The organism is Gemmiger formicilis (genome assembly GCF_016900095.1).
GTDB lineage: Bacteria > Bacillota > Clostridia > Oscillospirales > Ruminococcaceae > Gemmiger > Gemmiger formicilis_A.
Genome location: NZ_JACJJP010000003.1, coordinates 157,190 through 177,422 on the forward strand (window position 1 = coordinate 157,190; position 20,233 = coordinate 177,422).

General features: G+C 62.2%; 21 protein-coding genes. All 21 read right to left on the bottom strand.

The genetic code is table 11. From position 1 onward, the window contains the following. Positions 1-190 precede the first annotated feature (190 nt). The 21 genes from H6B15_RS02630 to H6B15_RS02730 all read right to left on the bottom strand — a co-directional run bounded on the left by H6B15_RS02630 (position 191) and on the right by H6B15_RS02730 (position 20,076). Positions 191-874, bottom strand: a complete 684-nt coding sequence (locus tag H6B15_RS02630) for a thiamine diphosphokinase (RefSeq protein ID WP_345941912.1) — start codon at positions 872-874, stop codon at positions 191-193. Next, positions 871-1,731 carry a ribosome small subunit-dependent GTPase A gene (gene rsgA / locus H6B15_RS02635; RefSeq protein WP_204645774.1) on the bottom strand — a complete coding sequence of 287 codons (861 nt, stop codon included), beginning with the start codon at positions 1,729-1,731 and terminating at the stop codon, positions 871-873. Before rsgA ends, H6B15_RS02630 begins: the two co-directional genes overlap by 4 nt. Further along, a complete protein-coding gene (pknB, locus tag H6B15_RS02640) occupies positions 1,732-3,639 on the bottom strand; it encodes a Stk1 family PASTA domain-containing Ser/Thr kinase (protein ID WP_204645775.1) in 1,908 nt (635 codons plus the stop codon). It lies immediately after the preceding gene. Then, the gene (locus H6B15_RS02645; RefSeq protein ID WP_204645776.1) at positions 3,632-4,393 is read right to left on the bottom strand and encodes a Stp1/IreP family PP2C-type Ser/Thr phosphatase; all 762 of its coding nucleotides are present in this window, start codon (positions 4,391-4,393) and stop codon (positions 3,632-3,634) included. The genes pknB and H6B15_RS02645 overlap by 8 nt, the downstream gene beginning before the upstream one ends. 29 nt (positions 4,394-4,422) lie before the next feature. Next, on the bottom strand, positions 4,423-5,484 hold the full coding sequence (gene rlmN / locus H6B15_RS02650) for a 23S rRNA (adenine(2503)-C(2))-methyltransferase RlmN (RefSeq protein WP_275950953.1): 1,062 nt from the start codon (positions 5,482-5,484) through the stop codon (positions 4,423-4,425). Positions 5,485-5,560: 76 nt separating this feature from the next. Continuing rightward, the gene (gene rsmB / locus H6B15_RS02655) at positions 5,561-6,877 is read right to left on the bottom strand and encodes a 16S rRNA (cytosine(967)-C(5))-methyltransferase RsmB (protein ID WP_204645777.1); all 1,317 of its coding nucleotides are present in this window, start codon (positions 6,875-6,877) and stop codon (positions 5,561-5,563) included. Continuing rightward, positions 6,874-7,794, bottom strand: coding sequence for a methionyl-tRNA formyltransferase (fmt, locus tag H6B15_RS02660; RefSeq protein WP_204645778.1), 921 nt, complete (start codon positions 7,792-7,794; stop codon positions 6,874-6,876). Before fmt ends, rsmB begins: the two co-directional genes overlap by 4 nt. After that, a complete protein-coding gene (gene def, locus H6B15_RS02665) occupies positions 7,794-8,312 on the bottom strand; it encodes a peptide deformylase (protein ID WP_204645779.1) in 519 nt (172 codons plus the stop codon). Before def ends, fmt begins: the two co-directional genes overlap by 1 nt. 51 nt (positions 8,313-8,363) lie before the next feature. After that, a complete protein-coding gene (gene priA, locus H6B15_RS02670; protein WP_204645781.1) occupies positions 8,364-10,622 on the bottom strand; it encodes a replication restart helicase PriA in 2,259 nt (752 codons plus the stop codon). A 27-nt stretch (positions 10,623-10,649) separates the two neighbouring features. After that, complete coding sequence (gmk, locus tag H6B15_RS02675) at positions 10,650-11,222, bottom strand: guanylate kinase (RefSeq protein WP_204645783.1); 573 nt, start codon at positions 11,220-11,222, stop codon at positions 10,650-10,652. Between the two features lie 60 nt (positions 11,223-11,282). Next, positions 11,283-11,528: a DUF370 domain-containing protein gene (locus tag H6B15_RS02680; RefSeq protein ID WP_204645785.1), complete on the bottom strand. Its 246-nt coding sequence runs from the start codon at positions 11,526-11,528 to the stop codon at positions 11,283-11,285. Positions 11,529-11,537: 9 nt separating this feature from the next. Continuing rightward, complete coding sequence (locus H6B15_RS02685; protein WP_204645786.1) at positions 11,538-12,416, bottom strand: YicC/YloC family endoribonuclease; 879 nt, start codon at positions 12,414-12,416, stop codon at positions 11,538-11,540. A gap of 167 nt (positions 12,417-12,583) precedes the next feature. Then, on the bottom strand, positions 12,584-13,987 hold the full coding sequence (locus tag H6B15_RS02690) for an oxaloacetate decarboxylase subunit alpha (RefSeq protein ID WP_204645787.1): 1,404 nt from the start codon (positions 13,985-13,987) through the stop codon (positions 12,584-12,586). Between the two features lie 34 nt (positions 13,988-14,021). Continuing rightward, positions 14,022-14,414: a biotin/lipoyl-containing protein gene (locus H6B15_RS02695; protein ID WP_204645788.1), complete on the bottom strand. Its 393-nt coding sequence runs from the start codon at positions 14,412-14,414 to the stop codon at positions 14,022-14,024. A 36-nt stretch (positions 14,415-14,450) separates the two neighbouring features. Then, entirely contained in the window at positions 14,451-15,773 is a 1,323-nt protein-coding gene (locus tag H6B15_RS02700; protein ID WP_204645789.1) for a carboxyl transferase domain-containing protein, read from the bottom strand. Positions 15,774-15,914: 141 nt separating this feature from the next. Next, positions 15,915-16,670 (bottom strand): pseudouridine synthase, encoded by a 756-nt coding sequence (locus H6B15_RS02705; RefSeq protein ID WP_204645790.1) that lies wholly within the window; start codon positions 16,668-16,670, stop codon positions 15,915-15,917. A gap of 112 nt (positions 16,671-16,782) precedes the next feature. Further along, positions 16,783-17,217: a GerW family sporulation protein gene (gene ytfJ / locus H6B15_RS02710; protein ID WP_204645791.1), complete on the bottom strand. Its 435-nt coding sequence runs from the start codon at positions 17,215-17,217 to the stop codon at positions 16,783-16,785. A 34-nt stretch (positions 17,218-17,251) separates the two neighbouring features. Continuing rightward, complete coding sequence (locus tag H6B15_RS15645; protein WP_204645792.1) at positions 17,252-18,088, bottom strand: DUF2953 domain-containing protein; 837 nt, start codon at positions 18,086-18,088, stop codon at positions 17,252-17,254. Then, positions 18,085-18,660, bottom strand: a complete 576-nt coding sequence (gene scpB, locus H6B15_RS02720) for an SMC-Scp complex subunit ScpB (RefSeq protein WP_204645793.1) — start codon at positions 18,658-18,660, stop codon at positions 18,085-18,087. Before scpB ends, H6B15_RS15645 begins: the two co-directional genes overlap by 4 nt. Further along, positions 18,653-19,399 carry a segregation and condensation protein A gene (locus H6B15_RS02725; RefSeq protein WP_204645795.1) on the bottom strand — a complete coding sequence of 249 codons (747 nt, stop codon included), beginning with the start codon at positions 19,397-19,399 and terminating at the stop codon, positions 18,653-18,655. The genes scpB and H6B15_RS02725 overlap by 8 nt, the downstream gene beginning before the upstream one ends. Positions 19,400-19,416: 17 nt before the next feature. Beyond that, entirely contained in the window at positions 19,417-20,076 is a 660-nt protein-coding gene (locus H6B15_RS02730; protein WP_204645796.1) for a site-2 protease family protein, read from the bottom strand. Positions 20,077-20,233: the final 157 nt, after the last annotated feature.

A 20,233-nucleotide genomic window follows, 5' to 3' on the forward strand; every position in this document is an offset into this window, starting at 1 on the left:
AAAAGCCCCGCCCGAAGGCGGAGCCAATTTCATGGATATGGGCCGGACGGCGCGGGTTCAGACCTTGAACAACGCGCGCAGAATCCAGCGGAAAGCGGGCGGACACTTGACGATGACGATTTGCATGGCGCACCTCCAACCTTGTTTTTTGCCTGGGGTGAGCCATACTATGCAGGCGGCGGGCCGGATGTTACCCGTCGGCGCGGGAAAGCACCACCACGCCGTACCCGCTGCGGCAGGAAAGCCGGGCCCTGGGGGCGGTGAACTCGTTGCTGACCCCCAGGGGATAATCGGGGGTGAGGGTGGCATTTTCCAGCGGATAGAAGACCCCTTCTTCCGCCACCCCCTGCAGGGGGCCGTCCAGCGGAAACAGGGACAGGTACATCCAGTCCCCCTTGTCCAGTTCCAGAGGGGTACCGGGGCACAGGATATGCAGTTCGCTGCGCTCGTTGGCCAGGGTGACCCGGACCCCGGCCTTGGCCATGAACAGGGCGGTGTTCAGGTTGGCCAGGGTGTGTTCCAGCCGGGCCCCGCCCAGCGCGCCCAGAAAGACCACCTCTTTGCAGCCGTGTTCCACCAGCCAGCGGGCGGCGTAGTGGGTGTCGGTGTCGTCCTTCACATGGGGCAGGATGATGGTGCCGGGGGGCACCGGGTCCGGCCGGGGGGCGGAATCAAAGTCCCCCAGCAACAGGTCCGGCTGCACACCAAGGCGTTGCGCATTGCGGTAGCCTGCATCGCAGGCGATGATGAAGGTATCGGGGGTCAGGTAGCGGCCCATGGCTGCCGTGACCGGCACGGCAGAAAGCACCGCCGCGCGGGTGCAGGGCGCGGCGGGCGTGGTTTCCTGATGGGATTGCGGGTCGGTGTGATTCACCGTTCCCACTCCTTTCGTTGGCTGGCTTCCTCATACATAGCCAGATAGCTTTCGTACCGGCTGGGGGAAATGTTTCCCTCTTCCAGGGCAGCACGCACGGCACAGCCTTTCTCACTGCGGTGGGAACACCCGGTGAACTGACATTGGCCGAAGTAGGGTTCAAACTCCGGGAAGGCGTGCTGCAATTCTTCCTTGGGGATGCGGCAGAGCTTCTGGGCTTCCAGGCTGGCAAAACCGGGGGTGTCCGCAATGCGGCCGCCGCAGCTCTCGAAGATTTCCACCTCCCGGGTGGTATGCCGGCCGCGGCCCAGTTTCTGGCTGATATCCCCGGTGGCCCGGCGCAGGTTGGGATCCAGCGCGTTGAGCAAGGTGGACTTGCCCACGCCGGAGTTGCCGCAGAAGGCACAGAGGTTCCCCTTGATGTACCCGCGCAGTTCGTCCAGGCCCTCCCCAGTTTCGTAGTGCAGCTGCACCACCGGGATGGTGCTCTTTTCGTAGGCAGCCACCAGCTTATCGGCGGCCGCCAGGTCCGCCTTGGTGATGACCAGCACCGGGCGCACATCCTGGTACACCGCCGCGGCGGTGAGCTCGTCCAGAATGCGGGTGCTGGGGACCGGCTGGGTGGTGCTGGCCACAATGAACAGCACATCCAGATTGGCCACCGGCGGGCGGATGAAAACATTTTTGCGGGGCAGGATCTCTTCAATGGCGGCCTTGTCGGCGCTGAGGGTCACATTGTCCCCCGCCACCGGCGTGATGCCCCGTTTGCGGAACACGCCCCGGGCGCGGCATTCCACAATGCCGTCGTCGGTACGCACATAATAAAAGCCGCCGATTCCTTTTGTGATATAGTCCATTTAACCTTCTTTATACAGGAAGCCGCTGTTGGAACTGTAGACGCTGCCGTCGCCGGTCTTGTAGCGGTGATCCCAGTTGCCGTCGCCCAGATCTTCGTCCCATTCCTGGATGATGGTGTTCGGGTCGCCGTTCACCGCGGGCGCCGGGGTGACAACGGGGGTTTCGGGAACGCCGGTGGACACATACAGGACCACCACGCCGTTGATGCTGGTTTCGGTGCCGGCGCTGGGATTCTGGGACAGGACGGTGCCCTGGGGTTGGTCACTGGCCTGTTCCACCGCCTTGGTGACCAGGTTCAGGGCACGCAGCTCACTGCGGGCTTCCCCTTCGGTCAGACCTTCCACAGCCGGCACGATGACACTGGTGTCCACCGAGGGTTTTGCCACGTACAAAATGACGGTGGAGCCGCCCTCCACCTGATTGCCAGCGGCAGGGTCGGTGCGGATGACCGTACCTTCGCCCACGCTGTCATTGGTTTCCCGCTTGGTCACCACCGACACACCCAGATCAGTCAAAGTCTGCTTGGCGGTATCCTTGTCGTTGCCGGCCACGTCCGGCAGGGTGATATACTCAGTGCCCAGGCTGACCTTCAGGGTGATCTTCTGCTGTTCCTTCACTGTGCGTCCGGCGGCAGGAGACTGCTGAAAGATGGTTCCGGCGGGATAGGTGGAGTTATATTCCTGCACGATGTCGGGGTCCAGCAGGGTGAAGTATTCGGAGTTGCGAAATTCATCCTCCGTCATGCCCACAAAATCGATGAGCTGGACGTTGGCCCGGTTGGAGAACAGGGGGTTGGTGGAGTTGGTGAAGATCAGGTACACCAGAATGGCCGCGCCGATGACGAAGGCCACCGCCATGCCGAAGAAGATCGGCAGAACGGAGAAGCTCTTTTCTTTGACAGCCGCCCGGGATTTTGTGTTGCGCACGCCTTTTCCTTTTCCCTTTCCGCCCGCAGTGGGAGCGCCGGCGCGCCGTGCCTGCTGGGTGCTGATGCCGGACTTGGTGCCCGAAACCACCTTGTTGATGGTCTTGCTGGGCGAATCCTGCGTATTGTATTCGTATTCAAAGCGAATGCTGGGGTTCTGCTTGAAGGCCTTGATGGCGGCCAGCATTTCGGCCGCGCTCTGATAGCGGGCGGAGGGGTCCTTTTCCATGGCCTTCTCGGTGATCTGACGCAGACCTTCGGGCACATTGGGGGCCACCTCGGCCAGAGGCTTCGGCTTTTCGGAGATCTGCATGATGGCGATGGACACGGTGCCGGTGCCGTCAAAGGGCAGCTTGCCGGAGAGCATCTCGTACAGCATGACACCCACCGAATAGATGTCGGTGCGGGCGTCGGTGTGGTCGCCCTTGGCCTGTTCGGGGCTGATATAGTGCACCGAACCGATGGCCTTGTCGCTGATGGTCTGGCTCTGGGCACGGGAGAACCGGGCAATGCCGAAGTCCATCATCTTGATGGAGCCGTCCGCCTGGAGCATGATGTTCTGGGGCTTGACGTCCCGGTGCACAATACCCTTGGAGTGGGCGTGTTCCAGCGCCGACAGCACCTGGGTGGCAAAGTGCACGACTTCTTTCCAGGTCAGGGCCCCGCCGCGCTGCTTGAGATATTCTTTGAGGGTGATGCCGTCGATATACTCCATCACGATATACTGCAGCTGGTCGGTGACCGACACATCGTATACCTTGACGATGTTGGGATGATCCAGGATGGAGATGGCCTTGCTTTCGTTCTTGAAGCGGCGGACCAGCTCTTCGTTGCCCAGGAATTCCTCCTTCAGCACCTTGACCGCAATTTCGTTGCCGGTGCGGATATCCCGGCCCTTATACACGTTGGCCATGCCGCCCACGCCGATCAGGCTTTCGATCAGGTAACGGCCATCCAGCTTTCTACCAATCAGGTTATCCATTTGTATCCTCCCTTGATTGATCCGTACTTTCCACACCCATCAGCAGAACGGTGATGTTGTCCTGCCCGCCGCCGCGCAGCGCACGATCGATGAGCAGCCGGGGCGTATCAAAAAATGCAGATTCCTGCAAGATCAGGGCGATCTCCTCATCCGGCACCATGTTGGTCAGCCCGTCGGTGCACAGAAGCAGAATGTCCCCGGTTGCCACTTCACAGCGGTTGTATTCCGGCACAATGCTGGCCGAAACCCCCAGCGCCCGGGTGATCAGGTTCTTTTGGGGATGCAGCGCCGCCTGTTCCCGGGTGATCTGGCCGCTGTCCACCAGCTGCTGCACCATGGAATGGTCCCGGGTGATCTGCCGGATCTGCCCGGCATGCCACAGGTACGCCCGGGAGTCCCCCGCGTGGACCACATGGGCCATGTTGCCGAACACATAGGCGCAGACACCGGTGGTGCCCATGCCCAGCATCTCGGGGTCGGAGGTGGCTTTATCGTACACGGCGCGGTTGGTCAGATCAAATCCATGCAGGATGAACTGCTTTTCTTCGCCATGACGCAGGCAGCGCAGCTGGCGGTCAAAGTATTGCAGCATGCTGGCCGTGGCGATGGACGAAGCCACCCGGCCACCCTTGACACCGCCCATGCCGTCGCACACCACGCCCCAGCCGGAGCCGTCCGTCAGCTGCCGGGCACAGAAACTGTCCTGGTTTTCCTGGCGGCAGCTGCCGATATCGGTGAGCCCTGCGATCTTCATGCAGTCAGGTCCTTCCTTTCACAGTGTAATCAGGCCTGCCCGTTCTGGGCGGCCTGCTTGGCGTCCTCCCGGCGCAGCTGCCCGCAGGCGGCCGAGATATCGGCCCCCAGGCGGCGGCGCACCGTGGCATTGACGCCCAAATTTTCCAGCATCTGGCGGAAACGGCGGACGTTTTCCTCGTCGGTGGCGGAATAGGGACTGCCGTCCACCGGGTTGATGGGAATCAGGTTCACGTGTGCCCCCATCCCCCGGATGAGATCGGCCAGTTTGCGGGCCATGGCCGGGGAATCGTTGACACCCCGTACCATGGAATATTCAAAGCTGATGCGCCGGCCGGTGGTCTTCTGGTACCGGCGGCAGGCCGGGATCAGCTCTTCCAGCGGATAGGCATCGTTCACCGGCATCATGCTGCTGCGCACCGCGTTGTCCGGGGCGTGCAGGGACACCGACAAGGTCAGCTGCAGCTTTCGCTGGGCCAGCTCATCGATCTTGGGCACCAGGCCGCAGGTGGACAGGCTGATGTTGCGCATGCCAATGTTCAGACCTTCCGGGCAGGAAATGAGCTCCAGGAAGTCCATCACATTGTCAAAGTTGTGCAGTGGCTCGCCGATGCCCATGAGCACGATGTGGGAGACCCGCTCGCCGGTGTCCTTCTGGGCGGTGTAGATCTCCGAGGCGATCTCGCCGGGGGTCAGGTCCCGCACCCGGCCCGCCTGGGTGGAGGCGCAGAACCGGCAGCCCATGGCACAGCCCACCTGGGTGGACACACAGACGGTGTTGCCGTAATGATACCGCATGAGCACCGTCTCGATGCAGTTGCCGTCGGCCAGCTGCAGCAGATATTTGACCGTCCCGTCCTTGGACTGTTGGCGCCGCCGGATGGTGGGGGCGGCCAGGGTGCAGTTCTGTTCCAGGGTCTGGATCAGGGATTTGGGCTGGTCGGTCATGGCGGAAAAATCGGTGACAAGCTTCTGGTGCACCCACTTGAAGATCTGTTTGGCCCGAAACGCAGGCTGCCCCATCCCCTTGACATAGTCGGTCAAGCGGGACAGGGTCAAATCGGTCAGGCACACGGGGCGCTGGTCGGACAATTTCTCCACCTCTTTCTATCATACCATGTTCCGGTCATCTTTGGGTCACGAAAGGATGTAAAATTTACGAAAACTTTCATGTCCGGCGTTCCAGAACGGCCACAAAGAACCCATCGAACCCGGCGGTTCCGGGCAAAAACAGGGTTCCATAAGGCGTTTGTCTTGCCTGGTCGGGCAGATTTTCGGGCGGGACAACGGCAAAATCCGGGTTATCCCGCAAAAACTGCGCCACCACTTCCTGGTTCTCGTTTTGGTTCACCGTACAGGTAGAATACACCAAACGGCCGGTTTCGGCAAGGTATTTGGAACCATTTTGTAATATCTTTTTTTGCAGGGCGCACAGCTCATCCAGCCCGTCCAGGTCCTTGTAGCGGATGTCCGGCTTCTTGCCGATGACCCCCAATCCCGAACAGGGCACGTCGCACAGCACCCGGTCAAAAGGCGCCCTGGCCAGCGCGGCGTCGGGTCGGGAGGCATCCCCATGAAAGGGGTGCGCACAACTCACCCCGCACCGGACAAAGGCCTTTTGCAGCAGGGGCACGCGGGATTCCACCGCCTCACCGCTGTACAGCTCTCCCTTGTTTTCCATGGCCTGGGCCATGGTCAGGCTTTTGCCCCCCGGGGCGGCGCACAGATCCAGCACCCGCATACCGGGCGCCGCCTGCACGCTGTCCGCCGCGAACTGGCTGGCCAGCCCCTGCACATGGAAAAGCCCCCGGCGGAATGCTTGGGTGGCGGCGGGGCTGCCGGGGAACTGTACCCGCAGGCAGTTGGCCCAGGGGCCGGGTTCCACGGTACAGCCTTCCCTTGTCAGGGCATCGGTGAGGGCGGCGGCATCGGTTTTCAAAGTGTTCACCCGCACCCAGGTGGGCACAGGCAGGTAAAAAGCCGCGACCATGGCCTCGGCTTCGGCGCCGTACTGGGTTTGCAGCAGTTTGGCCACCGGGGCGGACAGGCTATAATAGGTCTGGAGCCGCTGAGAAAGGTCCGGAAAGTCTTCCGGCCTGGGATGGCAGGCAGCGGCCCGGCGCAGTACCGCATTGACCATGCCCGCCGCGCTGGTCTTGCCGAAGGCCCGGGCCAGCTTGACCGATTCATTGACAGCGGCGGGCAGGGGCACTTCCATGTAGGAAGCCTGGGCCAACCCGGCCCGCAGAATGGCCCGCACAGGGGCATCCAGCTTGCGCACTGGCTTTTTCAGAAAGCGGTCCAGCGTCCAGTCCAGCAGGTTGCGCCGTTCCAGCACCGTGTAAAAGATGCGGGCCGCAAAGGCGGCATCCCGGCTTTCCAGAGGCGGACGGCAGCGGCTGAGCTCGGCGTCCAGAACCAGGTTGGCGTAGCCGTCCTGTTCCTGGCGCACCAGGGCCTTGACGGCCAGATACCGGGCGGTCACAGGCTGTTCCCCGCCTTGAGACGGCGGCCCGCTGCCCAGGCGGTGCCGGCCATGGGCCGACCGCCTTCCGGCGTGACGGTGAGCAGCTGCAAGGCGCCTTCCCCACAGGCGATGGTCAGGGGCTTGAGGGCCAGTACCGTGCCCGCCGGGGCGGCGTTCTCGTTGGAAGCCAGGCGGCTTTCCAGCACCTTGACCTTCTTGCCGTCCAGTTCAAAGAAGGCGGCGGGCCAGGGGTTCATGCCCCGCACCCAGTTGTGGATGTGGGCGGCGGACTGGGTAAAGTGGAATTGGGCCATCTCCTTTTTCAGCGGCGGGGCCTGGGTGGCCTGGGAATCGTCCTGGGGCTGCGGGGTCAGTTCCCCGGCAGCCAGCTTTTCCACCGCCGTGACCAGCGTCCTGGCGCCGATGGCGGAAACCTGATCAAACAGTTCCCCGCTGGTGGTTTCGGGACCGATGGGCACCCGCTCCACCATGAGGATATCGCCGGTATCGCAGCCTTCGTCCAGCTGCATGATGGTGACGCCGGTCTCGGGATCGCCGTTGAGCACCGACCACTGGATGGGAGCAGAACCCCGGTATTTGGGCAGCAGGGACACATGCAGGTTGATGCACCCCAGAGGGGCAATGTGCAGCAGTTCCGGCGGCAGAATGCGGCCGTAGGCCACCACCACCACCAGATCGGGGGCCAGGTCCCGGAAAATCGGTTCCGCCTTGCCGTCCCGCAGGGTGGCGGGCTGCCACACCGGAATGTTGTGCTGCACCGCCAGCTGCTTGACAGGCGGCGCCGTCAGAATCTGTTTGCGGCCCACCGGCTTATCCGCCCGGGTGAACACACCCACGATCTCATGCCCCGCCGCAATCAGGGCGGCCAGGCTTTCGGCGGCAATGTCCGGGGTGCCCATGAACAGGATACGCATTATTCTTCGCCCTCGTCTTCGGGGTAGTCATCCTCATAGAAATGGGTGGCCAGATCCATGATGGTGATGCCGTCCAGGTGGTTGTTCTCGTGCTGGATGCAGCGGGCAAACATATCGTCGGCTTCCAGCTCGAACCACTCGCCGTGGCGGTCCTGGGCCCGCACCTTCACGTGCTTGGCCCGCTTGATGGCGCCGTTATGTCCCGGGAAGGACAGGCAGCCCTCATACAGTTCCACCTGCTCATCGCTGAGTTCCAGGATTTCAGGGTTGATGAACTCCATGATGGGCAGATGCTCCCCTTCGGGCAGGTTTTCGGGGGCGTTGCGGTCATCCAGCGAGATGAAAATCCGGCGCATGACCCCCACCTGCGGGCCGGCCAGGCCCCAGCCGTCGGCGTCGTACAGGGTATCCTTCATATCGTCCAGCAAGGTGGCCAGACGGTCGTCAAACTTGGTAACGGGGCGGCAGACTTTCTTCAGGATCGGGTCGCCGTCCTGGACAATGGTGCGAAGTGCCATGGTATATACCTCCAAAAATCAAAGGGTTTGTATGAGTGTGACAGCGCCGTTTTACAGGTCGCCGTCCGAATTGAAATCGATCACAACGCTTGCCTTGCCGGGCAGTTTTTCCGCGGCGTAGGCGTCCAGCGCTGCCCGCAGCAAGGCACGGAATTGCGCATCGTTGCGGCATTTGAGGGTGAGTTTGTAGCGGTAGCGGCCCCCCAGCATGAGGATGTTCATGGGCACAGGGCCCAGCATCCGCAGCGGCAGGTCCGGGTGTCGGGATGCCAGATCGGCCAGTATCCGGCCGAACCGGCTGGCCGCGGTGAACACGGCCCCCTCCTGTGCGCCGGTAAAGCCCACAACGCACAGGGCACAGAAGGGCGGGTACAGGCTCAGACGGCGGAAGGAGATTTCCTCCTGATAGAAGGCGGGGTAATCCTGCCGGGCCGCCAGCTGCAGCACCGGGTGTTCCGGCACCGCCGTCTGGATCAGGGCGCGACCAGGCAGTTCGGCGCGGCCGCCCCGGCCTACCACCTGGGTGATCAGGCTGAACACGCTTTCGTAGGCGCGGAAGCCTTGACCGAAGAGCAGCGAGTCGATGCCCAGCACCCCCACCAGGGTGACCTTCTCGAAATCCAGGCCCTTGGCCACCATCTGGGTGCCCAGCAGGATATCGTATTCCTGCCGGCCGAACTTGGTCAGCATGGTTTCGTGAGCGTTCTTCTGGCCGGTGGAATCCTGATCCATGCGCAGGATGCGGGCGGTGGGTAGCAGCTGGTGAAGTTCCTCCTCCACCCGCTGGGTGCCGAATCCGCTGTACAGCAGCTTGCCGCCGCATTCCGGACAGCGGGTGGGAGCCGGGTGCACCATATGCCCGCAGTGGTGGCACATCAGCGCCTGCCGGTTCTTGTGGTAGACCAGCGGCACGCTGCAGTTGGGGCACTTGACCACCTGGCCGCAGTCGGCGCACATGGCCACCGTGTTGTAGCCGCGGCGGTTGAGCAGAAGAATGCTCTGTTCCCCCCGGCGCAGGTTTTCGGCCAGTTCCCCGGCCAGGCGGGCACTGACCTCCCGGGGGTTGCCGGCGGTCATCTCCGCCCGCATATCGGCAAATTCCACCGTGGGCAGCGGCCGGCCGCCGTACCGTTCCCGCAGGGTGACCAGCCGCATCCGCCCGGCCCGGGCGGCATAGGTGGTCTCGATGCGGGGGGTGGCGGAAGCAAAGACCAGCAGGGCGTTCTCCGCAGCCGCCCGCTTTTTGGCCACCTCATGGGCGGAGTAACGGGGCGAGGATTCGCTCTGGTAGGTGTGTTCCTGCTCCTCATCCAGAATGATCAGGCCGATATCCTTCAGCGGGGCAAAGATGGCACTGCGGGTGCCCACCACAATATCGGCGTTGCCCTGCTGAATCATCCGCCATTGCAGCAGGCGCTCGGTGTTGTTCAGTGCGCTGTGCTGCACTGCCAGCCGACTGCCGAAGGTGGCTTTGAGGCGGCGGATCATCTGGGGGGTCAGGCCGATTTCCGGCACCAGCACCAGCGCCCGCCGTCCCTGGGCCAGGGTACGCTCAATGAGTTTGAGGAACACCGCCGTCTTGCCGCTGCCGGTGACGCCGTACAAAAGGGCCGCCCGGGGCTGATGGGCATCCAGGTCCTCGCTGAGCTGGGCAAAGGCCGTCTGCTGTTCGGGGGAAAGCTCGATGGGCTGCGGGTCAAAGGGAATATCGGCAAACAAATCCAGAGACTTGAGCCGTTCCTCCGCCCGCAGAACACCTTTTTTACACAGGGCATCCAGGGTGGTGCGGCCGACCCCCTGGTCCTCCAGCGCACGGCGGGTCATGGGACCGTTTTGCAGCAGTTCCACCGCAGCCTGCTGCCGCGGGCCGGGCTTGGGTTTGGCGGGCAGTTCCCCCACCAGGGTGTACACCGTTTCCAGCGGGCGGGTCAGGCGGCCGCGTACCACCGGTTTGCCGTCTTCCACCCCGGGGCAATACTGGGCCCCGTAGGGAATGATGGCCTTGACGGCCTCGTACCAGGTGCAGAAATACCGGTCTTTTAGGAACCGGACCAGTTCCAGCAGGTCCGGGGTCAGGCGGGCATCCTCCGGCGCGGCGGCCAGCAAGGTTTTCAGCCTGGGGTCCGGGTCGGATTCCTCAGCCAGCTGCAGCACCACCGCCATGCGGGGCTTGTCCGACCGGCCGAAGGGCACCAGCACAATACCACCGGGCCACAGCCGCCCGCACAGTTCCGCCGGAACCAGGTAGGAATACAGCTTGTCAAAATGAATGGTGGCGTCGTTCACCGCCACCTTGGCAATCGTTGGCAAACGCGCCCTCCCCTCTTTTCGGGTAAATCAGTCCTGCTGGGACAACCGGTTGCGGATGATGCCGTAGATGCGGTCGGCACAGTCCTGCACCACATCGTTGATCACATGTTCGTCGTAGTCGGCGGAGCGGGCAATCTCGGTTTCGGCGCGCTTGAGCCGCTTCTGGATGACTTCCTCGCTCTCGGTGCCGCGGAAACGCAGGCGATGTTCCAGCTCCTGCATGTTGGGCGGCAGCACAAAGATGGTGGTGGCACCGGGATACAAGCGCTTGATGTTGCCGGCGCCTTCCACCTCAATGACCAGGATAACTGGTTCTTCGGCTTTCATGTGGCGCTCGATCTCCGAACGCAGGGTGCCGTAATAGTTGTCGCAGTAGCAGGTATACTCCACAATGCCGTCGGAGTCCAGGGCTTCTTTGAAATGTTCCTTGCTCAGGAAATGGTAGCTGACGCCGTCCACTTCCCCTTCCCGCATGGGTCGGGTGGTGGCGGACACCGTCTTTTTCACGTCCGGGTGTTCGCTGAGCAGTTTGGACACCACGGTGTCTTTGCCGGTGCCGGAAGGCCCGGACACCACAAACAGATATTTTTCACCTTTCATACTTTTAGCATCCCCCATATGTTCACAATCCTATACCCTATTGTATCGAAACGCACCGGGTCAGGGCGCGGTTTCTTCCTGTGCTCGGCCCAGGATGGTTTCCGGCGGAAAGGCCGAAAGAACCACGTGGTCGGAATCCATGATCAGCACCGACTGGGTGCGGCGGCCGTAGGTGGCATCGATGACCGCACCCTTGTCCCGGGCGTCCTGTACGATACGCTTGATGGGTGCGGATTCCGGACTGACCGCGGCGATGAGCCGGTCGGCGTTGACCAGGTTGCCGAACCCGATATTGATCAGTTTCATGCGGGCCTCTTATTCAATATTCTGGATCTGTTCGCGGATTTTCTCGATCTCCGACTTGAGAGCCACCACCAGCCGGGTCAGGGCGGCGTCCTGGCACTTGGAACCGATGGTGTTGGCTTCCCGGTTCAGCTCCTGGGTCAGGAAATCCAGTTTGCGGCCGATGGGCTCGTTCAGAGTCAGAATTTCCCGGTACTGGGCCACATGGCTGTGCAGGCGCACGGTCTCCTCGTCAATAGCGGTCTTGTCTGCAAAGAGGGCGGCTTCGGTAAGGATGCGGCTTTCGTCGATGTTGCGGTCGGCCAGCAGTTCCTGCAGCCGGGCATACAGGCGCTCGGTATACGCCTGCACGCGACCGGCACTGCCCTGCTCGATCTGGCCCACCAGGTCTTCCACCACCTGCAGGCGGTTTTCCACATCGTCCTTCAGCTTGGCGCCTTCGGTGGCACGCATGGCCAGGAAGGCCTCCACTGCCTGGGCAGCCACCCCGGCCACGTCCGCCCACAAGGCATCCGGGTCGGCGGGGGCCGCGGTCTGGGACAGCACGTCCGGGAACCGGGCCAGGCCCATGACGGTCACATCGTTTTTGATGTCCAGGCGTTCGGCCATGGCGCTCAGGGCCTGGCGATAGCTTTCGGCCAGAGGCCAGTTGACCTGCACCACCGTATCGGCGGCGGCCACGCTCTGGATGGTCAGGTTCAGTTCCACCTTGCCACGGTGTACCCGCTCCCCCACCAGTGCCTTGAGCTTATCGTCCAAAAAAGCGCAGGTGCGCGGCATGCGGGAAGAATACTCAAAAAAACGCGCATTGACGCTGCGGATCTCCACCGTAATATTGCGGCCGTTGAGCGTCTGCTCGGCCCGGCCATAGCCAGTCATGCTGAGAACCATACCTGAACTCCTCACATCTCACACAGCAAATTTTTCCTGATAGGTATTCGATTTATTATACTACCCACACCGCTGTTTGGCAAGACGGCAGGTGCCCTCTCCCCAGACGCCAGAAAGCCCCCGTGCCTTTCGGCACAGGGGCTTTGGGTGAAACAATATTGCCGGGATCAGACCGGATGCGCCTTGTTGGCGTAATCCGCATGCTGGGCGTCCACGCCGTGCAGGCGGGCGTTGCGCTTTTCGAAGAACTTGGGCGCCACCTGCGGGAACATGGCGTAGGTCAGCACGTCCTCTTCCTGGATGACGTACTTGGCGGCCTCGGCCTTCATCTTTTCCATTTCGGGCTCCAGCAGGTCTGCCGGACGGCAGGTGATGGGTTCTTCGCCCTTGAGGATCATCTTGGTGAATTCCGGCTTGATGGGCGCGGGGGTCTTGCCGTAATCGCCGTGGACCAGGCCCTTGAATTCCTTGGTGACCATCTTGTAGCGTTCGCCCATGATCACGTTGAACACGGCCTGGGTGCCCACGATCTGGCTGGTGGGGGTGACCAGCGGCGGATAGCCGGCGTCCTCACGCACACGCGGGATTTCCTTGAGCACTTCATCCAGCTGGTCTTCCTTGCCAGCGTCCTTCAGCTGCTTGATCATGTTGGACAGCATGCCGCCCGGGACCTGATACAGCAGGGTGTTGGCGTCCACGCCCAGCACCTTCGGGCTGATCTGACCGTTGGCGATGTACTTCTCGCGCAGCTTGGCAAAGTGCTCACGCACGATGTTCAGCTTGGCAAGATCCAGGCCGGTGTCGTAGTCGGTGCCCTGCAGGGCGGCGACCAGGCTTTCGGTGGGCATATGGGAGGTGCCCAGAGCCAGCGGGCTCATGGCGGTGTCAATGATGTCGGCGCCCGCCTCAATGCCCTTCAGGATGGACATGGAAGCCAGACCGGCGGTGTAGTGGCTGTGAATGTCGATGGGAATGCTGACGGCTTCCTTCAGCGCCTTGACCAGATCATAGCAGGTGTAGGGCTTGAGCAGGCCGGCCATATCCTTGATGCAGATGGAGTCGGCGCCCATCTCTTCCAGCTGCTTGGCGTACTCCACGAAATATTCGTTGGTGTGCACCGGGCTCAGGGTGTAGCTGATGCAGGCCTGGACGTGGGCCTTTTCCTTGCGGGCTGCCTTGATGGCGGTCTGCAGGTTGCGCGGGTCGTTCAGGGCGTCAAAGATGCGCAGGATGTCGATGCCGTTGGCCACGGACTTCTGCACGAAGTATTCCACGGCGTCGTCGGCATAATGGCGATAGCCCAGCATGTTCTGGCCGCGGAACAGCATCTGCAGCTTGGTCTTTGGCATTTCCCGGCGCAGGGTGCGCAGGCGCTCCCACGGGTCTTCGTCCAGGAAGCGGATGCAGGCATCAAAGGTGGCGCCACCCCAGCATTCGATGGAGAAATAACCGATCTCGTCCATCGTCTTGAGGATAGGGAGCATCTCGTCGATGGTCATACGGGTAGCCAGCAACGACTGATGAGCGTCGCGCAGGACAACTTCCGTGATCTGAATGGGTTTCTTAGCCAATCTGATTCACCTCTTTTTCAAACTGCCGTGGGGCTCAGTTCATGGTGCACAGCACGTCGCCGGAAGCCACCGTATCGCCCTTGCGCACGTTGACGCTGGCAATGGTGCCGTCCTGCGGGGCGGAGATCTCGTTTTCCATCTTCATGGCTTCCAGGATCATCAGGGTATCGCCGGCCTTGACCGAAGCACCGGGCTGGACGCGCACATCCAGAATGTTGCCGGGCATGGGGGCCGAGACGGTCACAGCACCGGCGGCACCGGCGGCACCGGCGGGAGCGGGAGCCGCAGCAGGAGCCGGGGCGGCAGGCTTGGCGGCGGGGGCCGGAGCGGGAGCGGCAGGCGCGGCCGGGGCGACGGGTGCGCCGCCGTTTTCTTCAACAGTCACATCATAGGCAACGCCGTTGACGGTAACGGTGAGATGTTTCATGACAGGGTCCTCCTTAACTATGTATATCGTGTGATGTTACAGAGTGATGTTGCCGTGCTTCTTGGCCAGGCGCACAGCGCGCTTGCTGGCCAGCATATCCAGCGCCTGGGTCACGGCGGCGCGCACACCGGCAGGTACCACGGCGGCATCGGCCGCCCCGTTGGCCACGGCAGCGGTAGCGCTGCACACCTCCGCCTTGTAGGCGTCGGCCTTGGCCTTGGTGGCCTTTTCCAGGTTATCGGCGGCATAGATTTCGTCCTTGTACAGAACGCTGACCGCGGTTTCCGGCGCCAGCGGCGCGATGGTGCAGCCTTCCACGGCAATGCGCCAGTCGGCGGAGGCGGCAAAGACGGTGTAGATGGGACCCACGGCCTCACCGGCCAGCACAGCCACCTTCACGGTGGTGGCTTCGGCATAAACACCGGCCATACGGGCGGCCTGACGGATACCGCCGGCCATATCGTCGCCCTCGCTGCGGACAAAACCGTCGGTGTTGACGATGGTCAGCACGGGAATGCTGTAAGCATCACACAGGCGGATGAACCGGGCTGCCTTGGCGGTGCAGTGGTGGTTGATGGCGCTCTTGGCAGTGGCCACAACGCCCACGGTGGCGCCGCCCACGGTGCCCAGGGCGGTGTACACGGCCTTGCCGTAGCCGGCATACAGTTCCACCAGGCTGCCTTCGTCCGCCAGAGCGGCGGCTGCAGCAGCGGGATCATACTTGTTCAGGTCCAGCGCCTTGGCGGGGGCGGCGAAATCAAACACCGCCGGGCCGGCCAGGTTGTTGGAGGGCAGCAACGCCACGATGGAAGCGGCTTTCTTGGCAGCCTGCAGGTCGTCGTCCGCCAGAACCGCAGCCACACCGGCGCGGGCCGCGAACTCGGCGGTGCCCGCAATGGCCACCTTGTCGTCACTGGTAAAGGGGGCGTTGAGGAACAGCTCACCGTCCTTGCTCATGACGCACAGATCGGCGGCCGCCGCCTGCACGGCGGAAGAGCCGGCGCAGGTGCCGGTGACCACGGCCACCTGGGGCACCACACCGGAGATCCGGGCAATCTGGGCCATCAGGCGGGAGTTGGCGTTCAGCAGTCCCAGGCCGCTTTCCAGGCAGGCACCGTTGGAGTTGTAGAATGTCACCACCGGAGCGCCGGTTTCGGCGGCCATGTTCAGCACGCGGATGTTCTTTTCGATATCTTCCACATCGACGGGACGACCGTCCTGAACCACGGCGTACACGCTCTGGCCGCCCGCACAACCGTATGCGGCGCTGACCGGGCCGTCGGCAAACAGCGCGGTATAATTCCCATCGTCAAAAAATGCGGCAAGGAGCTCTGCCTTGCCAGGTTTCTTTGCAGCCATTTAGTGACCTCCTGTATCGCTAGCAGTATGGTTTTCACAATGCCATATGCAATGATTATACTACTTTATTTCAAGCGGGACAAGTGGATTTTGTTCAAATTGCGAGGGTTTTTTCGTATTTTTTTGCAAAAAGACTCTCATTCACTCCGGTTTTTTGGCTGCTCCGGACTTGGTGGCGGCGTTGCGCAGGGCGGTTACTTCCGAGCGCTTGAGTTCCCGCCATTCCCCGGGCGCCAGCATGCCCAGCTTGACCGGGCCTTCGGCGCTGCGCTTCAGGCGGATGACTTCCAGGCCCACGCTCTCGCACATGCGGCGGATCTGACGGTTGCGGCCTTCGTGCAGGGTGATTTCCAGCACGGTGCGGTTGGGTTCATCAGTGACCACATGGATCACCGCCGGGGCGGTCTTGACGCCGTCGTCCAGCACCACGCCGCTGGACATCTTGACGATCTGTTCTTCGGTGGCCCGGGGCCGCACGGTCACCCGGTACAGCTTGCCCACCCCGCCGGACGGGTGGGTCAGCAGGTTGGCGAAAGCGCCGTCGTCGGTCATGAGCAGCAGGCCTTCGCTGTCCTTGTCCAGCCGGCCGATGGGATACACCCGGCGGCCCACCCCCTTGACCAGGTCCATGACCGTCTTGCGGCCCAGTTCGTCCGAAGATGTGGTGATGAAGCCCCGGGGCTTGTGCAGCATGATATAGATGTATTTGCGCTTGCGGACAATGCGCACCGTCTTGCCGTCGATGGAGACCTTGTCATAGTCGGGGTCCATCTTGTCGCCCAGGGTCACAGGGTGACCGTTGACCTTGACCCGGCCTTCGTCGATCATGCGTTCCGCCGCACGGCGGGAGCAGATGCCCTGGTCGGAGAGGACTTTCTGAATGCGTTGTTCTGCCATAATAAAAAATTCCTTTCAAAAAGGCGCAAAGTGGCCAAAGGCCCCCTTGCGCCCTGTTTTTTGTATTGTTTTTTGTCTGCCGCGGCCCCGGCGCACAGAGGCCGGGCACGGGTCAGTTCTGTTTTTCGTCGGCCTGGGCAAACGCCTCTTTGGCGGCCTCGGTGGCGGTTTCCTTGCTGGGTTTGCCTTTGCCCAGCATGGAAGCCAGCTTGTCCACCAGTTCGGGCAGCGCCGCAATGGCGTTGTCGATGGTGGTGGCGTGCTCCATCAGCTGTACGGTGCGCACACCGGCCGAATTGATGACCAGAAAGGCCACCGGCGTGATGGACACCCCGGCACCGGAACCGCCGCCGAACATCTGTTTGCTGGCGTTGGCACCCACGTCCGAACCGCCGGACGCAAAGCCGAAGGTGACGCGGGAAACCGGGATGATGGTGGTCTCATCATCCACCTTGATGGGGTCGCCGATGATGGTCGAGGAATCGACCATATCGCGCACCTTGTCCATGGTGATGCCCATCATACCCTGCAGCGGGTGTTCTGCCATAGTAAACTACCTCCTATATTCCACGCGCGCCGCTTCAAGACAGCGTGCCGAGCTGGTCCAGTATTGCATTCAAGGGAACTTTGCCCTGTTTGTCCCGACGCATCAGGTAAAACAGGATCAACAATATTATATACGGCCTTGTCCGGATTTGGCAAGAAAAAATCCGCTTACCGGCCATTTCGCCGGTAAAATCCGGCTCCATGCGCAGGGATTCGGCCCGGATGGTCAGGAACTGCCGCGCCAGGGCCAGCAGATTGTTGCTCAGCGCCATCCGCCGGCCATAGGCCACAGCGGTATCGGCGGCATCCTCCCCCGTCACGGTCCAGAACACATGCAGCTTTTGCACCGTGATGCCCCGCAGCAGGCGGGCCCGGTAGGGTGCCAGCGTGCCGAAGAAGATGCGGGCAGCCCCCAGAAGGGCGTCCTGTTCTCCGGGCGTCAGGTCCTCCGGCACGGGCTCCAGGGGCGGCAGAGGCGGTTCCGGGTCAGCGGAAGCCTCTTCCGACGCGGCGGGGGCAGGCCCCTGTGCCTGGCCCGGGAGCTCCGCCTCCGGTTGCTTTTCCGGGGGCGGGGGTACCGGTTCCGGGGACGGTTTCGGCGCAGGCTGCGCCGGAGAGGCAAAAGACGCTTCCCTTTTTTCTTTTTTGGGGGCCGACTTTTCCTTTTTGGGCTTTTTGTGATGCTGCCAGGGATACAGAACCCGGTGCAGCGGCCCCGCATAGGCTCCCACCGAAACACCAGCGGCAGGCGTCCAGCGCAGGGTCAGCCCCACCGGGGCCAACAGCAGGACCACCGCCACAGCCAGTACCGCCAGCACCAGAATCAGCAGGATCCGCCCCGCCAACACCAGCGCCCCCAGAAGGACGGTCATACCAGATTCTCCATTTCCATCTGCTGAGGTTCGTTGTCCGGGGGAGCTGCCTGGGGATCATCCTCATGCAGCGGCGGCAGGTCCGCCAGGCTGCCCAGGCCGAACACCCGCAGGAAGGTATCGGTGACCCGGAAGGCCACCGGTTTGCCGGGCAGGTCCAGTCGTCCCGCTTCCTCAATCAGCCCCCGTTCCAGCAGCTTGGCCACGGTGGAAGAGGAATCCACTCCGCGGACCTGCTCGATAAAGCTGCGGGAAACCGGCTGGTTGTAGGCGATGACGGCCAGCACCTCCAGCGCCGCCGGGGACAAAGGCGCATTGTGCCGGGTGTCCAGGATGCGCTTGACCACCTCGCCGTAATACGGGCGGGTGGAAAGCTGCCAGCGGTCGCCGTCAAAGTGGAGCAGCACCATACCGCTTTCCCGTGCGTCGTATTCCGACTGCAGGGTCTGCAGTAGTTCCCGGGCCTGGTCGGCCTCAATGCGCATGGCTTCGGCCAGACGGGCGGCTTCCACCGGTTCCCCGTTGGCAAACAGCATGGCTTCCATCATGCCGAGTTTCTGTCGTTCATTCATGGGCGGTTGCCTCCCCTGCTGTCTTGTTTCTCTGCCGCGGACGGCGGGTGCGGTCCATCTGCAGTGTGCCGGTGTCATCCACCTTGATGCGCCCGGCGCGGATCAGCTCCAGCAGGGCCAGAAAGGTGGCCACGTTGGTGCTGCGGCTTTCTTCCCGGCTGAACAGCTGTCCCATCCGGTGCAGGCTGCCCCGCAGAAGTCCCCGCAGGACATGGGCCACCCGGCTGGCCACCGACACGAAGGGTGCCGTGACCAGGGGTTCGAACCGCTCCTGCTGGGGCTTTTTGCGGCGCAGGCTGCGGCCCATCAGGTTGAACCACGCCTGCACCAGTTTGTCCGGGTCCTGGGGGCGGGAATACTCCGCCGCGCCTTCCAGCGGCATGGGGCTGCGCACCGCAGTGTACAGGTCCCGCGCCCGGCTGCCCAGGGCCGCGGCCACTTTTTTGCAGACGCTGTACTCGATGAGTCGGCCGGTCAGCTCTGCTTTCATCCGCTCCGCTTCGGGACTGCGGGGCAGCAGCAGGGCACTTTTCATCTGCACCAGATGGGCCGCCATGTCGATGAACTCGCTGGAAAGTTCCATGCGGTCCTGCTGCATGGTGGCAATGGCAGCGGTGTATTGGTCGATGAGCTCCATGATATTGATATCATACAGGTTCATCTTATTCTTGCCCACCAGATGCAGCAGCAAATCCAGCGGACCTTCAAAATCTTCTATATGAAAGGTTAAGGTTTCCATGAAATATGATATTCCCCTTACAGCAGACCGAACGCGGCCTCCACAAATTCGGTCGCGTTGAAAAATGCCCCGTACACGGCGTTGACGAAAAAGCCCAGCGGCTTGTTCAGTACCCCGAGGAGCACCAGAACCAACACCGCGGCCATGATATAGCGCTCATAGCGCATGACCCGGAAATACAGCTTTTGCGGCAGGAACAGCAGCGCAATGCGGCTGCCGTCAAAGGGCGGCACCGGAATCAGGTTGAAGACCCCCAGACTGATGTTCATGGCGATCATATACCAAAGGAAGTCCATGATCAGCTGGGGCGCCTGGCCGTAACTGGCGTACCAGACCACTTTATATATAATGGTACAAAGGAATCCCAGCAGAAAATTGGACACCGGTCCTGCCGCCGCCGACACCGCCATGCCCACCTTGGGGTTGCGGAAGCGCCGGGGATCGATGCCCACCGGCTTGGCCCAGCCGACCCCGCCCAACACCATACACAAGGTGCCCAGCGGGTCAAAATGGCGCAGCGGATTGAGGGACAGCCGCCCGGCATTTTTGGCTGTGGGGTCCCCCAGGCGCCAGCTGACAAAGGCGTGGGCCGCCTCATGAAACGGAATGACCAGCAGCACGGCCAGCGCGCGCACCAGGTAATCATACAGAACTTCGATGCCCAGCAGGCCGTGCATGATGGGTTCCCCCTTGCATTTGACTTATCTTTGTTATTATACTGTATATGCCCCCCTAAAACAAGGGCGCGCCTGCATTTTGAGGTGGTCCTGCTGGGGGAACCGGCACAATGCAGGGATTATTTTTACAATATTTTGAAAAAGCCCTTGCATTTTG

Coding starts and splice junctions, on each gene's coding strand:
- pknB (WP_204645775.1), bottom strand. CDS start 3,639: ATGGATAACCTGATTGGTAGAAAGCTGGATGGCCGTTACCTGATCGAA.
- H6B15_RS15645 (WP_204645792.1), bottom strand. CDS start 18,088: ATGACCGTCCTTCTGGGGGCGCTGGTGTTGGCGGGGCGGATCCTGCTG.
- gmk (WP_204645783.1), bottom strand. CDS start 11,222: ATGAAAGGTGAAAAATATCTGTTTGTGGTGTCCGGGCCTTCCGGCACC.
- H6B15_RS02685 (WP_204645786.1), bottom strand. CDS start 12,416: ATGGTTCTCAGCATGACTGGCTATGGCCGGGCCGAGCAGACGCTCAAC.
- fmt (WP_204645778.1), bottom strand. CDS start 7,794: ATGCGTATCCTGTTCATGGGCACCCCGGACATTGCCGCCGAAAGCCTG.
- H6B15_RS02700 (WP_204645789.1), bottom strand. CDS start 15,773: ATGGCTGCAAAGAAACCTGGCAAGGCAGAGCTCCTTGCCGCATTTTTT.
- H6B15_RS02730 (WP_204645796.1), bottom strand. CDS start 20,076: ATGCACGGCCTGCTGGGCATCGAAGTTCTGTATGATTACCTGGTGCGC.
- def (WP_204645779.1), bottom strand. CDS start 8,312: ATGGCACTTCGCACCATTGTCCAGGACGGCGACCCGATCCTGAAGAAA.
- rsgA (WP_204645774.1), bottom strand. CDS start 1,731: ATGGACTATATCACAAAAGGAATCGGCGGCTTTTATTATGTGCGTACC.
- scpB (WP_204645793.1), bottom strand. CDS start 18,660: ATGAATGAACGACAGAAACTCGGCATGATGGAAGCCATGCTGTTTGCC.
- H6B15_RS02680 (WP_204645785.1), bottom strand. CDS start 11,528: ATGAAACTGATCAATATCGGGTTCGGCAACCTGGTCAACGCCGACCGG.
- ytfJ (WP_204645791.1), bottom strand. CDS start 17,217: ATGGCAGAACACCCGCTGCAGGGTATGATGGGCATCACCATGGACAAG.
- H6B15_RS02695 (WP_204645788.1), bottom strand. CDS start 14,414: ATGAAACATCTCACCGTTACCGTCAACGGCGTTGCCTATGATGTGACT.
- H6B15_RS02725 (WP_204645795.1), bottom strand. CDS start 19,399: ATGGAAACCTTAACCTTTCATATAGAAGATTTTGAAGGTCCGCTGGAT.
- H6B15_RS02645 (WP_204645776.1), bottom strand. CDS start 4,393: ATGAAGATCGCAGGGCTCACCGATATCGGCAGCTGCCGCCAGGAAAAC.
- H6B15_RS02705 (WP_204645790.1), bottom strand. CDS start 16,670: ATGGCAGAACAACGCATTCAGAAAGTCCTCTCCGACCAGGGCATCTGC.